16 protein-coding genes and 1 pseudogene are annotated in these 19,093 nt (G+C 44.3%); 12 read left to right on the forward strand and 5 right to left on the reverse strand.

Annotated elements, in window-relative coordinates:
* Positions 1–32 precede the first annotated feature (32 nt).
* Positions 33–623 (reverse strand): DUF934 domain-containing protein, encoded by a 591-nt coding sequence (locus tag GYK50_RS06535; RefSeq protein WP_212563539.1) that lies wholly within the window; start codon positions 621–623, stop codon positions 33–35.
* Positions 616–2,301: a nitrite/sulfite reductase gene (locus GYK50_RS06540; protein ID WP_212563540.1), complete on the reverse strand. Its 1,686-nt coding sequence runs from the start codon at positions 2,299–2,301 to the stop codon at positions 616–618. The genes GYK50_RS06535 and GYK50_RS06540 overlap by 8 nt, the downstream gene beginning before the upstream one ends.
* A gap of 355 nt (positions 2,302–2,656) precedes the next feature.
* Here GYK50_RS06540 and sat point away from each other — a divergent pair, with 355 nt between their 5' ends.
* Positions 2,657–3,925 (forward strand): sulfate adenylyltransferase, encoded by a 1,269-nt coding sequence (gene sat, locus GYK50_RS06545; protein WP_212563541.1) that lies wholly within the window; start codon positions 2,657–2,659, stop codon positions 3,923–3,925.
* A 124-nt stretch (positions 3,926–4,049) separates the two neighbouring features.
* Here the strand turns inward: sat and GYK50_RS06550 are convergent, their stop codons facing one another.
* Positions 4,050–4,568 carry a hypothetical protein gene (locus GYK50_RS06550; protein WP_212563542.1) on the reverse strand — a complete coding sequence of 173 codons (519 nt, stop codon included), beginning with the start codon at positions 4,566–4,568 and terminating at the stop codon, positions 4,050–4,052.
* 366 nt (positions 4,569–4,934) lie between these two features.
* Between GYK50_RS06550 and GYK50_RS06555 the strand changes: the two genes are divergently transcribed.
* From GYK50_RS06555 to GYK50_RS06575, 5 genes and pseudogenes are all read left to right on the forward strand, one after another.
* Positions 4,935–6,062: a sulfate ABC transporter substrate-binding protein gene (locus GYK50_RS06555; protein WP_286708328.1), complete on the forward strand. Its 1,128-nt coding sequence runs from the start codon at positions 4,935–4,937 to the stop codon at positions 6,060–6,062.
* A gap of 258 nt (positions 6,063–6,320) precedes the next feature.
* Complete coding sequence (locus GYK50_RS06560) at positions 6,321–7,412, forward strand: sulfate ABC transporter substrate-binding protein (protein WP_093071053.1); 1,092 nt, start codon at positions 6,321–6,323, stop codon at positions 7,410–7,412.
* A 227-nt stretch (positions 7,413–7,639) separates the two neighbouring features.
* Positions 7,640–8,524, forward strand: coding sequence for a sulfate ABC transporter permease subunit CysT (cysT, locus tag GYK50_RS06565; RefSeq protein ID WP_071001578.1), 885 nt, complete (start codon positions 7,640–7,642; stop codon positions 8,522–8,524).
* A gap of 1 nt (position 8,525) precedes the next feature.
* Positions 8,526–9,464 carry a sulfate ABC transporter permease subunit CysW gene (gene cysW, locus GYK50_RS06570; RefSeq protein WP_093071030.1) on the forward strand — a complete coding sequence of 313 codons (939 nt, stop codon included), beginning with the start codon at positions 8,526–8,528 and terminating at the stop codon, positions 9,462–9,464.
* A 97-nt stretch (positions 9,465–9,561) separates the two neighbouring features.
* Positions 9,562–10,281: pseudogene (locus tag GYK50_RS06575) on the forward strand (sulfate/molybdate ABC transporter ATP-binding protein); the annotation flags it as partial.
* 131 nt (positions 10,282–10,412) lie between these two features.
* On the opposite strand, the gene GYK50_RS06580 reads toward GYK50_RS06575, so the two are convergent.
* A complete protein-coding gene (locus tag GYK50_RS06580) occupies positions 10,413–10,742 on the reverse strand; it encodes an ArsR/SmtB family transcription factor (protein WP_071001576.1) in 330 nt (109 codons plus the stop codon).
* A 306-nt stretch (positions 10,743–11,048) separates the two neighbouring features.
* On the opposite strand from GYK50_RS06580, the gene GYK50_RS06585 reads away from it, so the two are divergent.
* From GYK50_RS06585 to bfr (GYK50_RS06595), 3 genes are all read left to right on the forward strand, one after another.
* Positions 11,049–11,240: a (2Fe-2S)-binding protein gene (locus tag GYK50_RS06585; RefSeq protein ID WP_058025142.1), complete on the forward strand. Its 192-nt coding sequence runs from the start codon at positions 11,049–11,051 to the stop codon at positions 11,238–11,240.
* Between the two features lie 374 nt (positions 11,241–11,614).
* Positions 11,615–12,103 (forward strand): bacterioferritin, encoded by a 489-nt coding sequence (gene bfr, locus GYK50_RS06590; protein ID WP_212563543.1) that lies wholly within the window; start codon positions 11,615–11,617, stop codon positions 12,101–12,103.
* A 62-nt stretch (positions 12,104–12,165) separates the two neighbouring features.
* Positions 12,166–12,648, forward strand: coding sequence for a bacterioferritin (bfr, locus tag GYK50_RS06595; protein ID WP_071001574.1), 483 nt, complete (start codon positions 12,166–12,168; stop codon positions 12,646–12,648).
* Between the two features lie 156 nt (positions 12,649–12,804).
* Here the strand turns inward: bfr (GYK50_RS06595) and GYK50_RS06600 are convergent, their stop codons facing one another.
* Positions 12,805–14,181, reverse strand: coding sequence for a DHA2 family efflux MFS transporter permease subunit (locus GYK50_RS06600; RefSeq protein WP_093071035.1), 1,377 nt, complete (start codon positions 14,179–14,181; stop codon positions 12,805–12,807).
* A gap of 504 nt (positions 14,182–14,685) precedes the next feature.
* On the opposite strand from GYK50_RS06600, the gene yghU reads away from it, so the two are divergent.
* The 3 genes from yghU to csdA all read left to right on the forward strand — a co-directional run bounded on the left by yghU (position 14,686) and on the right by csdA (position 19,063).
* Complete coding sequence (gene yghU / locus GYK50_RS06605; protein ID WP_093071037.1) at positions 14,686–15,525, forward strand: glutathione-dependent disulfide-bond oxidoreductase; 840 nt, start codon at positions 14,686–14,688, stop codon at positions 15,523–15,525.
* Positions 15,526–15,768: 243 nt separating this feature from the next.
* The gene (locus GYK50_RS06610) at positions 15,769–16,851 is read left to right on the forward strand and encodes a DUF1176 domain-containing protein (RefSeq protein ID WP_093071040.1); all 1,083 of its coding nucleotides are present in this window, start codon (positions 15,769–15,771) and stop codon (positions 16,849–16,851) included.
* A gap of 565 nt (positions 16,852–17,416) precedes the next feature.
* Positions 17,417–19,063, forward strand: coding sequence for a DEAD/DEAH box helicase CsdA (csdA, locus tag GYK50_RS06615; RefSeq protein WP_212563544.1), 1,647 nt, complete (start codon positions 17,417–17,419; stop codon positions 19,061–19,063).
* Positions 19,064–19,093: the final 30 nt, after the last annotated feature.

Here is a 19,093-nt window from a genome sequence, read left to right on the forward strand (position 1 = left end):
GTTAATATAAAAATGGTTCTTTAATATCGAGTTTAGGTTTTTGAGAACATCGGTAATGCTGAAGCGTCTCGACCATCATAGCTACTGGCTAGGGCAGTGAAGGCTTGGCTAATATCAGATTTAGCATCATGCTCATTGAGTACAAAGCTAGTAGCACCAGCGCGCAGCAAATAAGCAATTTGATCACGACCAAACGCGCCTGCCATACGAATATCACCTTCATAACCAAGCTGACGCAGGGTCTGTGCAAAACTAAAACCGCGACCGTCCGCAAAACTTGGGACATGAATGACGATCAAGTCTTGCGTCAATAAAAAGTCTTTTACATCAGGCAGATCATCAGCATCGGTGTTGGACGTGATCCACACACCCAATCGGCTGCTGTGCTGCTTGAGGATATCCAATACTTGCGCGAGCAAACCGTTTGCCAGTTTTCCATCAGCATTTAATAAATCTGCTAATGGGACAAGTACATCAACTTTTTCTTGTTTGTGTAACAGCTCAAGTAAGGTCAGGTTTGATAACGCGATACCGTCAGGCAGCTGCGCTGTCACTAGCGCTTGCCAAGTATCTTCGCCACTGATGTCTGCGCCATGGCTATCGAGCACATGATGATTAGCCATAGACCTTCTCCTTAAAGGGGGCGATACCAACGCGGTCAATCACGTCACCAAAACCCTCAACATCTTGTTCGTTAGTGCCGCGTATATCGAGATACACATCTAAAATGGTTTGTAAGGTGCTGGCCACATCATCCGCTGGCACCGCTTTTCCTAAGATTTTGCCCAATTTGGCGTCATTACTAGAGTTACCGCCAAGGCTAATCTGATACCAGTGCTCGCCTTTTTTATCCACACCCAAGATACCGATATCACCTGTGTGATGATGGGCGCAAGCATTCATGCAGCCTGACATGTTTAGGCGAATATCACCAAGATCATACAAGTAATCCAAATCATCGAACTGCTTTTCGATTTGCTCAGCGATATTGTGCGTAGTCGCATTGGCCAGTGAGCAATAATCCCAACCTGGGCAGACAATCATGTCGGTTAAGGTGTTGATATTGGCGCGTGCTAAATGCAGGTCTGATAGCTGCTGCCACAATTCATAAAGCTCATTGGTTTGCACATCAGCGAATACCAGATTTTGCTGATACGTACCGCGCAATTCACCAAAGCTATAACGATCAGACAAATCGGCAAGCGCATCCATTTGCGCATCGCTCAAGTCACCTGATGGCACATAACGACCGTCCACCAGTCCGGCTTTTAAAGAGATTACGACCGCACGGTAACCGTCCACCTTATGTGCCACAGTATTCTGGTTATACCAATTGGCAAAGTCTTTATCAGCGTTTAGTTGTTGTTGTAACTCAGACTGTACTGCGAGCGCATCAAATGATTGATAATCAGGCATGCTAAAGTAGCTGGCAGCGGTGTCAAAATTGTCATCCGTCAAGGTCAGCGGACCGTCTTTGGTGTGCGCCTCCCACTCAGCTTCTACCAGTTTGGCAAACTGATCGCCGCCTAAGCTGTCGACCAAAATCTTGATACGGGCTTTGTATTTATTGTCACGACGACCATGCAAATTATAGACGCGCAAAATCGCATCAAGATAACTGAGCAAATGCTCGCGCGGTAAGAACTTGCGAATTGTTTTACCAATAATAGGCGTACGTCCTAAGCCACCACCAACGATCACTTCAAAGCCAAGCTCGCCTGCGTCATTGGTAACGACGTGCAGACCCACATCATGTACTTGCGTTGCCGCACGATCCGCTTCGGTACCGATGACTGCAATTTTAAATTTACGTGGTAAAAAAGCAAACTCAGGGTGGAAGGTTGACCACTGACGAATGATTTCGCAATAAGGACGTGGATCAGCGATTTCTTCCTTATGGATACCAGCGTAAGGATCGGTTGTGGTATTACGAATACAGTTGCCTGAGGTTTGGATGGCATGCATCTGTACCGTTGCCAATTCTGCCAAAATGTCTGGCACTTCTTCTAGTTTTGGCCAGTTCAGCTGAATATTGGTACGAGTCGTGAAATGCCCGTAGCCTTTGTCGTATTTGCGGGTAATCTCAGCCAATTTGCGTAGCTGATAGCTGGCAAGCAAGCCGTAAGGAATGGCAATACGGAGCATCGGTGCATAACGCTGGATATACAAGCCGTTTTGCAATCGCAGTGGCAAAAACTGCTCTTCTGGCAGCTCACCTGCCAAAAATCGTGCGGTTTGGTCGCGAAATTGGGCAACTCGTTCGTCTACTAACGTCTGGTCAGCGTAATTATATTGATACATGACGTAATCTCAGTTTTGTTTTTGGTCTTAAAAGCAGCGATGGCAGCAATCTAATATCTGTGCTCGTAGGTGATAGACTTTACCACAAATCGCAATTTAAACAATTCAGGGTCACATCATATAAGCTTCTATCTATAAACATAAATTCCTTTCAGACATATCCATATCCAAACACAGCATAAATTTTCATAACGAAAGTTAGGTAGCCTATGCTTATCAAATTTAACGCCTGATCACTAGTACGCTACTTCTTATCTATCGACGGCTTTCTTCTCAGTTTTGTATATTTAATCACTTTCGTATTTTTGCTCATCTCTTCCAACCATTCTTTCTAATAAGAGGTTTTAATAACGATATGTCTCAGACCCAGATTCAGACCCAAAGTCAAACTCAAACCCAAGCAAAGCTGGTTCCACCACATGGTAGTGCCGAGCTAAAGCCACTGTTGTTAGAAGGCGAAGCACGCGAGCAAGCCCTAGAGCTTGCCAGCACCTTACCAACCATTACCTTAAGCTCACGCGAGCGTGGTGATCTGATCATGTTCGGTATTGGCGGCTTTACACCATTAAATGGCTTTATGAATAAAGCTGATTGGCAAGGTGTGGTTGATAACATGCGCTTGCAAAGTGGGGATAATAAAGGTTTGTTTTGGCCCATTCCGATCACCTTGTCTGCACCAAAAGCGACGGCGGATAGTTTGAGTCAAGGCGACAAAGTCGCATTGGTCGCACAAGATGGCGAAGTTATGGGCATCTTAACAGTAGAAGAGACCTATACCATTGATAAAGAACACGAGTGTCAGCAAGTATTTACCACCACAGATCCAGAGCATCCAGGCGTCCAGCAAGTATTGGATCAAGATGAGGTTAATGTTGCAGGTAGCGTAGAAGTACTGAGCGAGGGCGAATTCCCAACGCGTTATCCTGGTATCTATAAAACGCCCGCGCAAACGCGTCAAATCTTTGAAGAGAAAAACTGGAAGACTGTGGCGGCTTTCCAAACGCGTAACCCGATGCACCGCTCACATGAATATCTGGCCAAAATCGCAATTGAGATCTGCGATGGTGTGATGATTCATTCATTGCTCGGCGCACTAAAACCAGGTGATATTCCAGCAGAAGTGCGTCAAGAAGCCATCAAAACCTTGATTGATAATTACTTCAAACAAGACACGGTGATTCAAGCAGGTTATCCATTAGATATGCGTTATGCTGGTCCACGTGAAGCCTTATTACACGCGTTATTCCGCCAAAACTATGGCTGTAGTCATCTGATCGTTGGTCGCGATCATGCTGGTGTGGGCGATTACTATGGCGCGTTTGATGCGCAAACCATTTTTGAACAGGTTGGCAAAGACGATCTCATCACCCAGCCGCTAAAAATTGGCTGGACGTTCTGGTGTAATGCTTGTAATGCGATGGCATCTGACAAGACTTGCCCGCATGACGCGTCTGAACACGTTAAAGTATCAGGTACCAAGCTGCGTAAAGCGCTGTCAGAAGACATGGAAGTACCAGAGAACTTTAGCCGTCCAGAAGTGCTTGAGATACTACGTAACTACTACGGTAGCATCGCTCGTGAAGAACGTGCTGAGATCAAACTCACGGGCGCCTCTGCGGTGTAAACCCTAGCGTGTCAGCATAAAAAATCAGTGCTACATTAATAATAAAAAAGGTGTCAGACTTATGGTCTGGCACCTTTTTGTTTTTATCATCTTTAGCATCTCTCACCGCAGTTAGCGTGAGCTATCAAATCGCTAAATCTTCTACCAGCTTTTGATACTCTCCCGCAAGTGAGCCACCGCCTGAGCAAAAATAATTCAGCGCATATTTATCTGGGCTATCAATCGTCAGCATATTGTCTTTAAATTGAAAAAAGACGGTGCTGTCATTTGCCTGTGCCTGAAAAATTGTACCGTGTGCCGCGTCTTGCCCCATTAATATCGCCTTACCATCAAACTGACAAGTCTGTTTTTTGATATCGCTACGTGAGCGAACTTTTATATCGATTTGTTGGTCACTCTCTGCACGCACCATGACGCCAACCCAGTCATAGCCTTGTGCGCGTTTGTCATAATCTGCAGAAGCATAATCACCAGAAATATAGTCTTTCATAACATCCACTGGAATTGAATGAACCGCTACAGCATTGTTCGCAGAACTCTTCACCGCGGGCGTCACATTATGACAACCCGTTACGGCAGCTAGGGTAGTGGCTATCAATGTTAATGCTGCAATAGAATGAAAGCGATGGGACGAAAGAGTCATAAAAAGGCCTTTGGTTAAATAAGACGGTAAAATGGATATAGCATTGGCGCATGGGCCCTACCATATAGAATGAGGGTACAGCCTAGCTAAATTATAGCCTATTTAATAAGCCTGCCTGCAATGATTTACCTCACGTTCATCATAACCTCGTACGAGCACATGCTAAGTGCTTATGCCAACATTAAGACTTGATAAGCGGATTCGTCACTAAGCGTTTGCTATTTATGCTGCTAGCATAGCTTTCATCATCCGAAAACTGAAATCAACAGAGTAAAAGTCAAAAGAACCAAGCTCAAATGATTGTAAGCCCTATGATGATGGTCAAAATTTTGACAACACGCTTCTACCACCTTTATCGAGAGCATCATGCAAAAAAAATTCCAAAAATTCCGCATGGCTAGCATCCAGCCAACCAATAATAAACACATAAAAGCGCGGGTACTTACCACTAGCGGCATGCTCGCAGCAGCGATCATGATGACAGGCTGTAGCCCAACCGAAGAGGCGCAAAACAAGGCAGCAAACAACGCTAATGGTGAGACGCAGGATGTCAATCTACTCAATGTCTCCTATGATGTATCTCGCGACTTTTATAAAGAATATAACGCGCTATTTAGCACTGACTATCAAAAAGCGCATCCAAACAGCAAAGTAAATATCAATCAGTCGCATGGCGGTTCAAGTAAGCAGGCGCTCTCTGTTGCCAATGGTTTGCAAGCAGATGTGGTCACCTTTAACCAAGAAAGTGATATGAATCTGTTGGTGGAAAAAGGTCTGGTCGCTTCTGATTGGCAGCAGGCACTACCCAATAATGCTGTGCCGTACACCAGCACTATGGTGCTACTGGTTCGTGCAGGTAATCCAAAAAACATTCAGGATTGGTCAGATTTAGCCCGTAACGATATCGATGTGGTCACGCCCAATCCCAAGACCAGTGGTACAGCGCGTTATGCCTTTTTGGGGGCTTACGGCTATGGCTTGCACCAATTCAAAGAAAACAGTAGCGACAACCCAGTTCAAACCAATGACTTTATCAAAAAGCTATTGGCAAACGTGGTCACTTATGACAATGGCGCACGTGCTGCGACGACCAGTTTTACCCAGCGCGGCCTAGGTGATGTGCTCATCACTACCGAAAATGAGGCGAATTTGGCCGCTCAGCAATTTGCCATGGGTCAGGTCGATATTGTCTATCCCAGTTACTCGATTACGATTGCCAACCCAGTAGCAGTCGTCACGGCAGTGACTGATCAAGCGGGCAAGACCGAAGCGGCAAGTGCCTATCTAAAAGGATTATGGGACAAGCCTGCACAAGAGCTGATGGCAAAAATGTATATGCGTCCGAGTGATGAGCAAATACTTGCCGCCCACAAGGACACATTACCTGATATTGAAACGTTTGAGCCTGTCGCCGTCTTTGGCCCATGGGCAGAGATTATGGATACTTTCTTTGTAGACGGTGGTCGTTTCGATCAGCTGGCAAGTACTAAGTAGTCGTTAATTTCTGGCTTGTAGAATGATCTGTCTTGGCCGTTATCAGTGAAACACGGACAAGATAGATAAGACGTATCCAATGTTAAAATCAGAAAACAGTTGGTTATGTGTATATAATTTTCATAAATTATTGATATGATTGGCTTTGCCTGCTTGTTATTCCCTTTTGGCAATAACATACGCATATTCATCATTAAACATAATAAGATGGCGCTGTTAGCATACTTGCATTACACAACAGACATCTTTGAGGTATTTATGACAGACGTAGCTCGTTATCAACAAAAGAGTAAAACCCTTAGTGCCTTGAGCATTGCTGGCGTTGCTCTGACATTGGGTCTAGCTGGCTGTAGCAACAGTGAGACGACTGAGGCGGCAGCTGACGGTTCAGCGACGACAGAAGGGCAGAATATTGAGCTACTCAATGTCTCATACGATGTGGCACGTGACTTCTATAAAGACTACAACCCTTTGTTTGTTGAGCATTATAAAGCTGAGCATCCAGACAGCAAGATTCTAATCAAGCAGTCACATGGCGGCTCAAGCAAACAGGCATTGTCTGTGGCTAATGGTCTACAAGCCGATGTTGCCACCATGAACCAAGGCTCTGATATCGAGCTACTTGAGAAAAAAGGCTTGGTTGAGTCAGATTGGGAAAGCAAATTCCCTGACAACGCAGTGCCGTTTACCAGTACGATCGTATTTTTGGTACGTAAAGACAATCCAGAAAATATCAAAGACTGGGAAGATTTGACCAAAGACGGTGTTGAGATTGTCATGGCCAATCCAAAGGTCACAGGTAACGGTCGTTATGCATTCTTAGGCGCCTACGGTTATGGTCTACATGCTTTTAATCAAGATGAAACAAAAGCTCAAGGCTACGTCAAAGACATGCTAAAAAATGTCAAAGTCTATGAAAACGGCGGACGTGCCGCGACAACGACTTTCGTACAGCGCGGTATCGGTGATGTATTGGTCACTTTTGAAAACGAGGCCAACCTTGCAGCGACTGATTTTGGTGCGGGTCAAGTAGATATCGTTTATCCAAAATACTCAATCAAATCAGAAAGCCCTGTGGCAGTTGTGAAGACGGTAACAGACAAAAAAGGTACCACAGACGCGGCCAAAGCGTATCTTGATTACTTGTGGAGTGAGCCTGCTCAGCAACTAGCAGCCGATTTATACTTACGTCCTAGCGTTAAGAGCGTTCTTGACAAAAACAGTGACAAATTGCCACCTGTTGAGACTTTCCGCCCGAACGATGCCTTTGGCACATGGGATGAGATCATGAGCACCTACTTCAGTGATGGCGGTGTGTTTGATCAGTTGGCTGTTAATGCGCCGCAGTAATCGCCTGCTACGTATATAAGAACTGCTAGTGCGCTAACCGCTAAAACTGGTTGAAGCAGTTAATCGTACAGTCAGTCATTAAGCACCCCATAAAGGACATGGTCGTATGCACTATGTCCTTTATATTGTAAGCCGACCAATAATAATTTTAATAACAGTTGTGATAATAATGGTCTTACGTTGAGCACCCTCGCTAAGTACCATCAGTTAGGCAATAGGACATCACTATGAGTGCAACATCTTCTTCTGCCAGCAAACCCACCAACAAAAAAGGGTGGTTGACACGCTTGCGTCAGCGCAATGTGCTACCTGGGTTTGGTCTGAGCATGGGCATCACTGTCTTTAGTTTGTCATTACTAGTGGTGCTACCGTTTGCCATGATGGCCTATACCACAACTCAGATGGGTTGGACGGGTTTTTGGGAAACCATCACCCAGCCGCAAGTCACTGCTGCAATTAAGCTCAGCTTATGGATGTCGTTTTTGGCGATGCTGACCAATATGGTCTTTGGTACACTGGTTGCGTGGGTACTTGTCCGCTATGAGTTTTGGGGTAAGTCGTTAATTAATGCCCTGGTTGATTTGCCATTTGCACTACCAACCGCCGTTACAGGTATCTCGCTTGCGACGCTATATGCGCCTAATGGCTTGATTGGTCAATGGTTTGCCAAGTTCGATATTCAGGTCGCCTTTACGCCGATAGGTATTTGGCTGGCATTGGTTGTGGTGAGCTTTCCCTTTATCGTCCGTGCAGTACAACCAGTACTCGCAGAGCTATCGGTTGAGTTTGAAGAAGCCGCAGCCGTATTGGGTGCCAATCGCTTAACCACTTTTCGTAAAGTGATTTTGCCAGAACTACTGCCTGCACTACTAATGGGTGCAGGTATGATGTTTGCCCGTGCTACTGGCGAGTATGGCTCCGTTATTTTTATCGCGGGTAATATTCCGATGCAGTCTGAGATTTTGCCGCTCATCATTATCAGTAAACTTGAGCAGTTCGATGTTCAAGGCGCTTCTGCGGTTGCGCTGTTTATGCTACTCATCTCATTTGTGATTTTATTGACCATCAATATCATGCAGTGGAAACTGTCGCGCCGCGTAGGAGCTCGCTAATATGCAAATATCTAATAGCTACGACTACCAAAGCAACGCTGCAACCAAAGACACGCCATGGATACGCCGTACCTTTATTGTGATCGCTGTGCTGTTTATGGTCTTAATGCTGGTGGTGCCATTATTGGCTGTGTTTTATGAGGCTTTTAAAAACGGCTGGCAGTTATATCTTGCGTCATTGGTTGACCCTGAGGCATTACAAGCCATCAAACTGACATTGATCACAGCGGCGATTGTTTTACCGATCAACATGGTCATGGGTATTGCGATTGCGTGGTTGGTCACACGCTATCAGTTTAAAGGTAAGCAGCTGGTCACCACCTTACTTGATTTACCATTTTCCGTATCACCTGTCGTTGCCGGTTTGATGTTTGTGCTGCTATTCGGAATGAACTCTACGATTGGTGGCTGGCTTGAGAGCATGGGTTTTCAGGTGATCTATGCAGTACCTGGTATTATTCTAGCGACGCTATTTGTGACCTTTCCGTTTGTTGCACGTGAGCTGATACCATTGATGCAGACACAAGGCGACTCTGAAGAGCAAGCCGCATTAACCTTGGGTGCGACTGGCTGGCAGACCTTTTGGCATGTGACATTGCCTAATATTAAATGGGCGCTGCTGTATGGTTTGATTTTGACCAATGCACGTGCGATGGGCGAGTTTGGTGCGGTCAGTGTGGTATCTGGTCACATTCGCGGTGAGACTAATACCATGCCGCTATTGGTTGAGATTGCCTATAATGATTATAACTTTACCGCTGCATTTGCCTTATCGAGCTTACTTGCCGCACTTGCCTTAGTGACGCTACTGATTCAGCAAGTCATGACCAAAGTACAAGAGCGAAAATTTGCTAAGTCTGAACGTTTGGCGGCTGCCCCTGAGCTACCAGTGAGTGCCAATGCGACGACGTCAACGGCTGAGAGTGCTAGTAAGCTATAAGTTGTTTGGGTAAGTATTCAGGATTGTTCAATCATATTGACACAGTCGTTAAGACATCAGTCTCAATACGACAAAAGATATTATAAGAGATACCATTATGAGCATTGAGATTCGCAACGTTAATAAAAAATTTGGTGACTTTACGGCTTTAGACAATATCAATATTACTGTGCCAACTGGCAAGCTGACGACCTTGCTAGGTCCATCAGGCTGCGGTAAGACCACATTGCTACGTATCATTGCGGGTCTGGAATATGCCGACTCTGGACAGGTACTGTTTGATGAGATGGATGTCACCAATACGCCAGTACAGAAGCGTCATATTGGCTTTATGTTTCAGCATTATGCGTTGTTCCGTCATAAGAACATCGCAGATAACGTTGCCTTTGGATTGACGTTACTACCAAAGAATGAACGTCCTAGCAAAGCGGATATCGATAAGCGCGTGGCAGAGCTGTTAGATCTGGTACAGCTCCCACAAGTTGCCAATGCGTATCCGCACCAACTGTCAGGCGGTCAGCGTCAGCGTATTGCACTAGCACGGGCACTTGCGGTCAAGCCAAAGCTACTATTGCTGGATGAGCCATTTGGTGCGTTAGATGCCAAAGTACGTAAAGAGCTGCGCACTTGGCTAAAGAATATCCACCACGAGCTTGGTATCACAAGTATTATGGTGACCCATGATCAAGAAGAAGCCCGCGCCGTCTCTGACGAGATCGTCGTCATGAATCAAGGTAGAGTAGAGCAGGTAGGAACGTCAGAGGAGCTGATACACCAGCCAGCTAATGCCTTTATCAGCGACTTCTTAGATTTGGCTTAGCGGCTCAGCTTTTATCTCACTGTCATTCATAACTGATGAGACAAAAAAAATCCTACTTAGGTAGGATTTTTTTTTGGCTTGTTGAATCATACAGAATGCAATTAACTACACTTGTCTATCTATAACATTTAAGCAAGTCTCGATTCATCTTTATCTGAATCACTTGGAGAGAGTTGATCATAAGTGATATTCAAGATGTCTTGACACCATTCTGGTAAGTCATCAGCGACTTCATACCACATCCATGTACCGTCACGTACACAGCTTAAGATACCCAGTTTTTTCAAATGGTTCAAATGACGCGATATCGTTGGTTGCGGTTGATCAAGCATGTCTACCAAATCACCCACGCAACGTGCTTCTTTTTTAAAAAGAATTTGAAATATTTTTAGGCGTGTTTGATCAGATAGGACTTTGAACAAATCGATAGGTCGTATCGTAAAATTATTATCAGACATAGGAAAATTCCAATGGACTTCGTTTATAGGGGTTCAATATAATAGCAGTTATCTAGAAAATCGATTAAAAAATAAGCAAAATTACAGTTCGTCGTTAATTTACTACCTTCTATAATATTCGGTTACATGGACGCTTATAGCCACTTACATAGGTGAATGGTGCGAAATACAACTGTACCATCACGACCAAAAAAGTTCCGAATGTTATTGAAAATGATAACAATTATCGTTATTATACTGCATGTAATCAGCGTGATGCTAAGCAAGTAGTCGCTATCAAATAGTGGTAATCAGAGGAGCCAATCCATGTACGTATGTATCTGTAATAACGTCAAAGAAAAGCAAATCCAAGCAGCCATTGCTTCTGGTGTAGATACCCTTGATGGTCTAAAAGACACTCTCGACGTTGCAACTTGCTGTGGATGCTGTGAGCCTATGGTCAATGATTACTTAGACGAACATCACGCAGCACTCGATGTCTTAGCGTATGCAGTATAACTACTTTTAGCTTAGTCGATCTTATCTCTAATCCAACCAAATATATTCAATATATTGCATCTATTCTTTTATTATACATAAGGAGTAAATAGCAGGCGTCCATATAACCTCATAGATATGCCAACATCGCTGCTATCAATATGTATCAAGTATCGTAACTGACAACTGTAGCTAATTACAATTCTCAATTAGCATCTTATTCTTAGTTCACAACATTACATGCCAGGTGACGACTGTATGCTACTATATCTGTCAAAGATTGTAAGACGTTTTATTGATTTGACCCTTTACTGATCAGTTTACGTATTTAGGTATCTTTATATATAAAAATATGAATATATAGATCGGCAAAAACATATAGAGGAGTGTGCATTATGAAAGGCAGTCAAAAAGTTATTGATTATTTAAATTTCTTGTTAGGCGGCGAGCTGGCGGCACGTGACCAGTATTTTATTCACTCAGAGATGTATGCTGAATGGCATTATGGCAAATTGTACGATCGTATCCATCATGAAATGGAAGACGAAACACTACACGCACAAGCAATTATTCGTCGCATTCTCATGCTGAGTGGTACACCTAACATGACGATCGATCAGGTCAATATCGGCAGCACGGTTCCTGAGATGCTACAGATTGATCTTGATTTAGAATATAAAGTACAAAAACATCTAAAAGAAGGCATTGCGCTTTGTGAAGCAGAGCACGACTATGTCACACGTGAGATGCTTGTTGAGCAGCTAAAAGATACGGAAGAAGACCATGCGCATTGGCTTGAACAACAGTTACGCTTAATTGACATGATTGGTCTGCATAATTATCTACAGACCCAGATGGCTGAAGTCACTCCTAATCTTGTTTGATATCATCATAGATACGAATAAAAACTATAGTATTTAATATAAATAAGAAAGGGAGAGAGATTATGAAAGGGGATAAAGAGGTCATTCGTGCATTAAACAAGGTACTTGGTCAATCATTAATTGCGATTAACCAGTATTTCTTGCACGCACGTATCGTCCGTCATTGGGGCTTAGAAGCGCTTAACGACTCACTTTATAAGCAGTCTATCGCTGAGATGAAATGGTCAGATGATTTGATTGCGCGTATCTTGCTGTTAGGTGGTTTACCTAACTTACAGGAATTGGGTAAGGTATTGGTCGGCGAGGATGTGCCAGAAGTGATTGATTGCAACTTGCGTTTAGAAAAACAAAAATTCAGTATCATTACGGATGCGATTACCCTATGCGAGACAAAGTCTGACTATGTGTCTCGTCACCTACTGGTTACGATAAAAGATGGTAATGAAGAATACCAGGATTGGCTAGAGACGCAAGAAGATTTGATAGAAAGTATGGGTGCAGAACGCTATATTCAATCACAAATCAGTGATGATGACGAGCCATAAGTAATTTGTCTTAATTAGCATTCGTCTCAATCAGCAATGAAACAAACTTGCCAGCGTGTGATTGGTTTTTAACCAAAATACACGCTGGCTTTTTACGTTTAGAAACCACTAAAGGCTTATATGCGGCAATCAGCTTTTAAGTATTTACCGAGGTAGTTAGTACAAACCACGCCCATCTTCTGGTTTTAACCGTAAAAAGCCCAATCCTGAGAGAATAGTAAAGCCGCCCAGTATCCAATAAGTGACCTGAAAAGCAAGTAAGGTATCTACTTGAAACCGATCACGTAACAAGTTGAGCAGTGCGGCACCAAAGGCAATACCCAATCCGATTGCCATTTGCTGATTGACGGCCATTAAGCTGTTGCCACTACTGGTCTGTGCCCCTTGTAGATCGCCGATAGTGATGGTATTCATGGCACTGAACTGGATTGAGTTACAAACACCAATCACAATCAGCACCGGAATCATCCATGGCCACTGCGCCGCATCTGAGAACTGTCCTAGTACAATAATCAGTAAACCCAAAATAAGGGTGTTGTATACCAATACCACGCGATAGCTGTAACGCTGGATAATTTTGCTGACAAAGGGTTTTATCCCAAGTGCACCAACTGCAATGGGTGCTAATAACCAGCCTGCCTGCGAAGGCGTGTATTCAAAAACGACTTGTAATAGTAATGGTAATAAAAAAGGCACGGCACTGATGCCAATACGCGTGGATAGATTGCCAGTAATACCAATACGAAAAGTGGGCACATTAAAGAGTGTCAAAGAAAATAGCGGCGCAACATGGCGTTTGGCATGCCATACATAGGCCAGTAAAAAACCAATCGATGCGGCAGCTAGCAATAGCGCATTGTAACCGTGACCCACTTTTGAACCCATCTCAACTGCCAAGGTTAAGGCGCACGCACCCAATGCAAACAGCCCAAAACCGACCCAGTCTAAAGACTGCTTATCCCCAAACAGCGCAGGTATGAGTTTTTTGCCAATGACAAACCCCACCACACCCATCGGAATATTGATCAAAAATATCCAGTGCCAACTGGCATATTGGACCAAATACCCGCCAAGCAAGGGTCCAACCAGCGGCGCGACCAAGGCAGGAATCACTGCAAAATTCATTACCGTCAATAACTGATTACGTGGGTAGGACTTTACTAAAATCAAACGCCCAACTGGGGTCATCATAGCGCCGCCAATACCTTGTATCACCCGTGATGCGACCAAAAAATTTAAAGTAGAGGCCATCGCGCACAGCAGTGAGCCGATGCAAAATATCACAATAGCAGAGAGAAAAACGCGGCGCGTACCGTATTTGTCTGCCAAAAACCCACTAATTGGAATAAAAATTGCCAAGGTCAATGCATAGCTGATAACGGCCCACTGCATTTTTAACGGTGACTCATCTAATGCCAAGGCCATCTGCGGCAGTGCGGTGTTCAGGATAGTGGCATCCAGAATTTGCATGAATAGCGCCACTGCTAACACATAGGGTAGGTATTTATTTTGAGCTGGGGTGAGCGTCAGCATGTCAATCCCATTGGATATCTTATTATAAAATCGTGAGGTTCGCGTCTTTACGAACAGATTGCGCGATATAAGTTGAGTAGTATAAGAAAGCTTAGAGGGTAATTAAAGTGCCTCAAGGTAACGAAGCATTATGGCGGGCTTGGGTCATTGAGTGGTATGTCATTAATCACAGTAAAATCGTAACATTGATTACAAGAGAAGACTTTAATATCAGCAGAGGTTATCGTTATAGTAAAGCCTAGCTAATAAATAGCATGGTAATTAATAGAGAAATTAGCATGGCTATAGTGAATTCAGTATAAAAACGATACAGTGGGACTGGGATAAATTTTTCGCAGCATCGAGCAGCCTAGGCACAGCACGCAAGGAAAATTTAGACCAGTCCCACCTTGATATATAATGTATCTGTTTTATTTAGGATTGACTATATCAAGAAAAACAGTACTAAGATAAGTAAAAGCTAATATAACCAAAAATAATGGCAATAATAACTAAGGATATTTTATGAGTAATGCATCAACCAGTGACACACAAAACGATAAATATGTACCGCCTAAAGTTTGGACACAAGACAAAGACAACGGCGGTAAGTTCGCAAGCATCAATCGCCCAACCTCTGGCGCTCGTTATGATAAAGAGCTACCAGTAGGCGATGCTCCGCTACAGCTATACTCACTGAACACACCCAATGGTGTTAAAGTTAATATCTTATTAGAAGAGCTGGCAGAGCTTGGTATTAGCGGTGCTGAGTACGATGCTTATAAAATTGATATCTCGCAAGGTGAACAGTTTGGCTCAGGGTTTGTAGCGATTAACCCTAACTCAAAAATTCCAGCGTTGGTCGATCATTCTGCTGGTACCGCTGGCGAGCCGATTGCTCTTTTTGAGTCGGGCGCTATCTTGATGTATCTGGCAGAAAAATTTGATAGATTCCTACCTTTATCGCTAGGAAAAGCGAGAGCAGACTGTCTGTCGTGGGTGATGTGGCAAATGGGTAGTGCGCCTTTTTTAGGTGGCGGCTTCGGACATTTCTATGCCTATGCACCAGAGCCGTTAGAATATCCAATTAATCGTTACACCATGGAGACTAAACGTCAGCTTGATGTATTAGATACCCATCTAAAAGACAGTGAGTATTTATGCGGTAATGATGAAGCTGATTATAATATTGCCGATATGATTATTTGGGCATGGTATGGACAGTTGGTACTCGGTAAGCTATATGATGCGGCAGAGTTTTTGCAAGTACAAGACTACAAACACATACAGCGCTGGGCGAAAAAAATTGCTGAGAGACCTGCCGTCAAGCGTGCTGTGGAGCTAGAGTTAAAACCAATCGATTAATTATTAGCACGAGCATCATTTAATTATTTTCAATGACATTTAGGCTGGTAAGTTTAAGTTACGCACTTATCGGCTTATTTTTATTATATTTAAAATAATAAATATAAAATTGATGACCACTTTCTTTTGTATTTACATAATGGTACATTAGAACAACAGATAGAAACATTAAAGCGTTAAGATAACCGCTTATCACCGTGACAGACAGGTGTTTATACTTATTTGATTGATGAGTAATGGATTATGAAACACAATAATAAAATGCGCTTACCTATGCTTGCAGCAGTTAGTATGGCTTTGTTTGGTACAGCGAGTATGGTGAACGCCAAAACTGAGTTTACCAGCCAAGATTGGCAGGTGGTCTGTGATAATACCCGTACTTGTCGGATAGCAGGCTATCAAGCAGAAAATAATAGTGAATTTCCTGTCTCTGTCTTATTGACCCGCCGTGCAGGGGCAAACGCCGCTGTAGATGGCAAAGTCAAGCTTGGTGGTACCAAAGACAGCTCCTCTAAAGCCTTAATGCAATTAGGTAACCGTCACCGGATATCACTATTTATTAACGATCGAAATTATGGTGAAACCAAGCCGTATTCTGCAGCCGCAGGCAGTGCTGAGCTAACCCAAGCGCAAGTTACCGCCTTAGTTAGCGCCCTTCAGCGATCAAGCAAAATCACATTCGCATTACGTAACTCGCGCTGGCAACTCTCAGACAGAGGAGCTAGTGCGGTCATGTTAAAGGCCGATGATGTCCAAGGACGCGTGGGTACGCCAAGTGCGCTGATGAACCATGATAATGCGACCAAATCTAATAGTAATGTCTTACCCCCTAAAGCAGTACCTGTACTACGTTTTGTAGAGCCTAGTGGTAAGTCTGCTGCTAGCGATAAAAAGTTTGTCATGAGATCCTCTCAATTGGCCTCATTGATGAAAGGAACGATGAAAGATGCCGATGCTGACTGCCCAAATCTATCAGACAAGTCACCTTGGCGTGTCAGTCGCCTAAATGATTCACAGCTGCTGGCACAGCATGATTGTTGGACAGCTGCTTACAATGTGGGTAGTGGGGTGTGGGTGATCAATGATAGCAAACCTTACAAGCCGACATTGGTCACGACTAGCGCCACCAATTACGACAAAGGTAAGCTTAGCTCAGTACAAAAAGGTCGCGGTATTGGCGACTGTATGAGTCAAGTCGATTGGGTGTGGACGGGCCGCGCGTTTGAGAAAAGCCATGAAAGCACCACTGGACTGTGCCGTCTTATTGAAGCGGGCGGGGCATGGCAGCTGCCGACTTATGTCACGGATGTTAAAGTAGTCAAATAATCACCGATTTTTTGTTGAATGAGACGTTTAGCATGCTCAATAGAGGACTTATTCGGGCTATTTACTTAGTAATTGAATAAATGGCTACACATAATTTTTTATTGTGCTATACTGCGTCGCCACGCAAGCTTAGGCTTTCGTGAATTATGAGATTGATAACATCGCCTGCGATTTTGGGTCTAGGATGACCATAAGTAATTGTTGCCGATGATTTTGTGTACTTAAATAACGTCTTAAACATATCAGTTATTTTTGACTCATATCTTATCTACTGACCTATATAGGGTCTAGATTGGTTGCTGTTTGCGATTATCTGCTTTGGACAAAGCATTGATAATGCGCGTATATCAAGCATGGATAAGACACTCGGCACTACCACCAAAATACGTCAGACAGCACGAACGCATTTATTATAAAGACGCTAAGCTCTAATGGCTTGGTTTCTGATTATCGACACTTTTATGTTGCTCGGTAACCTTTAATAAAAGCAGCGTAATGAACGGTTATCAGTGGTATGCATCAAGTTTGCTGAATTTACAGCAGCTTATACTTACCAAGGATTCCTATGACTGACATCTTATCTGCAATTGCCGCTGAAAACGGTATCATCGAAAGCAACGACACTACTGCAAACACTGACACCTCTAACAATGACGCTACTGCTCAAGCAGCAACAGATGCGGCCTCAGAAGACAAAACAACCTTTAGCGATCTTAATATTGCCAAGCCGATTTTGACCGCGCTTGATCGCATCGGTTATACCAATCCAACCCCTATCCAAGAACAAGCCATTCCGTTTGCACTAGCCGGCCGTGACCTTTTATTGTCAGCGCAAACAGGTAGTGGTAAAACAGCAGCATTCGTAATCCCAGTACTCGATCGCTTAAGCCGTGCCACCAGCTTTGATAAACTGACCAAAGCACTTATCCTAACGCCAACGCGCGAGCTTGCTCAGCAGGTGCATGACAGCGTACGCACGTATTCAAAAGACATGCGCGGTTTGTTCTGCGTGCCCTTGGTCGGCGGCGCGCCTTACAACGGTCAAATCACCGCCCTACGTAAAGGTGTACAGGTCATCGTCGCCACGCCTGGTCGTTTGCTTGACCATATAAAAGCAGGCCGTGTGGATTTATCAAACCTTGAAGTGTTGGTACTAGATGAAGCGGACCGTATGCTAGACATGGGTTTTGCTGATGACATCAGTGATATCTTAAGCGCCGCGCCAATCGATCGTCAGACGATCATGTGTTCAGCAACTTGGGATGGCCCAGTCGGTAAAATCGCTGCCAGCTTCACTAAGAACCCTGAGCGCGTATCAATCAAAGTAGAATCTGCACACATCGAAGAAAAAGTGTACTACTGTGATGATTTTGATCACAAAAACCGCTTGCTTGACAAAATCGTTTGCCAACAAGAGATGGATCAAATCATTATCTTTGCTGCAACCAAACGTAGCACTGAAAAATTGGCAAAACAACTACAAGAAGCGGGTCATAAAGCAAGCTTCCTACATGGTGACCTGCCACAGAGCAAGCGTAACCGCATCGTTCAAGATTTGCGTAATGGTAAGGTAAAAATCTTAGTAGCGACTGACGTTGCTGCCCGTGGTCTTGACGTGCCAGCCATCTCGCACGTCATCAACTATGATTTACCACGTCAGACTGAAGATTACGTCCACCGTATTGGTCGTTGTGGCCGTGCTGGCCGTACTGGTGTGGCTATCAGCCTATGCAGCATGGACGATCGTCCACAATTGGCCGCCATCAACCGTTACTTAGATCGCAAGATGGAAGTGTGCGTTATCGAAGGCATGGAGCCTAAGAAAACCTACGTACCAAGCGAAAACAAAGGACGCGGGCGTGGCCGTGGTCGCGGACGCTCTAACGGTGGTGGTCAAGGCCGTGGCCGCTCAAGCGGTGGTTATGCTGGCAAGTCTACTGGCGGTGGCCGTGGTCGCTCAAACGATCGCGCAGCAACAGGCCAGCGCGCCAGCAATGATAGTGGATACCAAGGCCAAGGTGCTGGCAAGTCACGTGATTCATCAGGTAAGCCAAAAGACCGTTTTGGTGGTAAACCATATCAGGGCAAGCGCGGTGACCGTGCAGCTACAGGCCGTGGTCGTCCAAGTGGCAGCCAAGGTCGCCCAGCAAGTCGTTCTGACAGCCGCGGTCAAGGTCATCCAAACGGTGGCAACCGTGGTAAAAACTCATAATATCGCTATAACGAACGATTAAAACTACTA

The sequence above is a fragment of the Psychrobacter pacificensis genome (genome assembly GCF_018336615.1).
Lineage (GTDB): Bacteria > Pseudomonadota > Gammaproteobacteria > Pseudomonadales > Moraxellaceae > Psychrobacter > Psychrobacter pacificensis.

Bases quoted from the DNA above. Each gene is read 5' to 3' on its own strand.
- bfr (WP_071001574.1), top strand. From the start codon at position 12,166: ATGAAAGGGGATAAAGAGGTCATTCGTGCATTAAACAAGGTACTTGGT.
- GYK50_RS06550 (WP_212563542.1), bottom strand. From the start codon at position 4,568: ATGACTCTTTCGTCCCATCGCTTTCATTCTATTGCAGCATTAACATTG.
- GYK50_RS06540 (WP_212563540.1), bottom strand. From the start codon at position 2,301: ATGTATCAATATAATTACGCTGACCAGACGTTAGTAGACGAACGAGTT.
- cysT (WP_071001578.1), top strand. From the start codon at position 7,640: ATGAGTGCAACATCTTCTTCTGCCAGCAAACCCACCAACAAAAAAGGG.
- GYK50_RS06585 (WP_058025142.1), top strand. From the start codon at position 11,049: ATGTACGTATGTATCTGTAATAACGTCAAAGAAAAGCAAATCCAAGCA.
- GYK50_RS06560 (WP_093071053.1), top strand. From the start codon at position 6,321: ATGACAGACGTAGCTCGTTATCAACAAAAGAGTAAAACCCTTAGTGCC.
- GYK50_RS06610 (WP_093071040.1), top strand. From the start codon at position 15,769: ATGAAACACAATAATAAAATGCGCTTACCTATGCTTGCAGCAGTTAGT.
- GYK50_RS06600 (WP_093071035.1), bottom strand. From the start codon at position 14,181: ATGCTGACGCTCACCCCAGCTCAAAATAAATACCTACCCTATGTGTTA.
- bfr (WP_212563543.1), top strand. From the start codon at position 11,615: ATGAAAGGCAGTCAAAAAGTTATTGATTATTTAAATTTCTTGTTAGGC.
- yghU (WP_093071037.1), top strand. From the start codon at position 14,686: ATGAGTAATGCATCAACCAGTGACACACAAAACGATAAATATGTACCG.
- sat (WP_212563541.1), top strand. From the start codon at position 2,657: ATGTCTCAGACCCAGATTCAGACCCAAAGTCAAACTCAAACCCAAGCA.
- csdA (WP_212563544.1), top strand. From the start codon at position 17,417: ATGACTGACATCTTATCTGCAATTGCCGCTGAAAACGGTATCATCGAA.
- GYK50_RS06535 (WP_212563539.1), bottom strand. From the start codon at position 623: ATGGCTAATCATCATGTGCTCGATAGCCATGGCGCAGACATCAGTGGC.
- cysW (WP_093071030.1), top strand. From the start codon at position 8,526: ATGCAAATATCTAATAGCTACGACTACCAAAGCAACGCTGCAACCAAA.
- GYK50_RS06580 (WP_071001576.1), bottom strand. From the start codon at position 10,742: ATGTCTGATAATAATTTTACGATACGACCTATCGATTTGTTCAAAGTC.
- GYK50_RS06555 (WP_286708328.1), top strand. From the start codon at position 4,935: ATGCAAAAAAAATTCCAAAAATTCCGCATGGCTAGCATCCAGCCAACC.